Origin of the sequence: Cupriavidus consociatus (assembly GCF_017814975.1) — a bacterium.
In the GTDB taxonomy this organism is placed as follows: domain Bacteria; phylum Pseudomonadota; class Gammaproteobacteria; order Burkholderiales; family Burkholderiaceae; genus Cupriavidus; species Cupriavidus consociatus.
The window spans coordinates 1-1,428 of sequence record NZ_JAGIQA010000121.1; the positions used below are offsets into that span (position 1 = coordinate 1).

The 1,428-nt window shown below is 60.2% G+C and carries 2 protein-coding genes; one reads left to right on the top strand and one right to left on the bottom strand.

Going from position 1 to position 1,428, the window contains the following annotated elements:
* Window positions 1-13: 13 nt before the first annotated feature.
* Window positions 14-163, bottom strand: a complete 150-nt coding sequence (locus J8I82_RS37655) for a hypothetical protein (protein WP_209765696.1) — start codon at window positions 161-163, stop codon at window positions 14-16.
* Between J8I82_RS37655 and J8I82_RS37660 the strand changes: the two genes are divergently transcribed.
* Entirely contained in the window at window positions 162-1,403 is a 1,242-nt protein-coding gene (locus tag J8I82_RS37660) for an IS4 family transposase (RefSeq protein ID WP_209765698.1), read from the top strand. The two genes, J8I82_RS37655 and J8I82_RS37660, sit on opposite strands and share 2 nt — an antisense overlap.
* Window positions 1,404-1,428: the final 25 nt, after the last annotated feature.

The following is a 1,428-nucleotide window of genomic DNA, read 5'->3' on the forward strand; positions in this document are numbered from 1 at the left end:
CAATCCATCCAAGTTAAGCCGCCAATAAAATCGCAATTTGCCCCGCGAACCCTTGACTTGTGACGAGGTTCGAGGGGCCGCCGCCCTGCTTGCGCTGGCTGTTTAGCGCAAGCAGGGCGGCGGCCAATAGAGGATCGTTTTTCGATCTTCGCTTGGCTCTCATGCCCCTGTCCGATTTGTTCGCTTCGCTTACCGAATATCTGCACACCAAGGTCTTTCACGATCTTGCTCGTCATCCCGAACGTCCCGCCGCTTTCACCCGTCAGCGCAAGCTCACTCTGCCGACACTGATCGCATTCATGCTCGGCAACTTGCGCATGGGCGTACAAGCCGAACTCGATCAATTCTTCGCCGCGCTCGCGCGCCATAACACCTTGCGCCGTTGCGTCAGTGAACAAGCCTTCGCACAGGCTCGCAGCAAACTCAGTGGCGATGTCTTTGCTCACCTCAATGACTGGCTGCTTCGGCAGGTGTCAAACCATTTGCCGCGCTGGCATGGCTTTCGGCTGGTCGCTGCGGACGCCTCGCACCTGCGTTTTGCCATCCGCCACAGCCATCTCCCTCGAGCCGCCACCCGCGATCAACTCGCCTTCGGCCTGTACCTGCCCGAGGCCGAGATCATGCTCACGGCTTCATTGCACAGCGTGCACGAGAACGAACGCCAGATCCTGTTCGAGCATCTGGACCGCCTGCAATCCGACGACTTGCTCTTGCTCGACCGCGGCTACCCAGCCCGCTGGCTGGTGGCCGTGCTCAACCAACGAAACATTCCTTTCTGCATGCGCGCAGATGGCAGCGGCTTTGCTGCCGTACAGCGCTTTGTGCGCTCTGGCCGTGGCGAGGCCATCGTCAGGCTCCCGGCTCCAGCCCGCATCGATGCGCGCGACTATGAGTGTGCAGCTACCCCGCAGACCGTTCGGCTGATCCGGCAGATCTCGCCAGCCGGCAGGGTGCGCGTGCTCATCACCAATCTGCTCGACATGCAGCGCTATCCGGCGTCCACCTTCCGCGATCTCTACCATCAACGCTGGCGCCTTGAGGAGGCGTTCAAACGCCTCAAGCACCGCATGGCACTCGAACATCTGTCTGGCCTCTCACAGTTGGCCGCGAGGCAGGACTTCGGCGCCAAAATCCTCAGCGACAACTTGCACGCCCTATGCTGCCTTAGCGCCGCGCAGGAACATGAGATTGACTCGGACCGTCGTATCAACCGAACCTTCGCCATCACGGCTCTCAAACCTGTCCTGTCAGCGGCGCTGCTCGGCTTGCACTGGGCCAAGGCTGCCCTGAATGAGACCTTGGCTTTGATCGCAACACGTGCCCATCGCGTGCGACCGGATCGCAACAAACCTCGTCCGCCTCGCCCAAAGCCTCATCGACATGCTGCTTATAAGGCTTGTTGATGCTTACAGTAACTTGGGTGGATTG

Coding starts and splice junctions, on each gene's coding strand:
- J8I82_RS37660 (WP_209765698.1), top strand. CDS start 162: ATGCCCCTGTCCGATTTGTTCGCTTCGCTTACCGAATATCTGCACACC.
- J8I82_RS37655 (WP_209765696.1), bottom strand. CDS start 163: ATGAGAGCCAAGCGAAGATCGAAAAACGATCCTCTATTGGCCGCCGCC.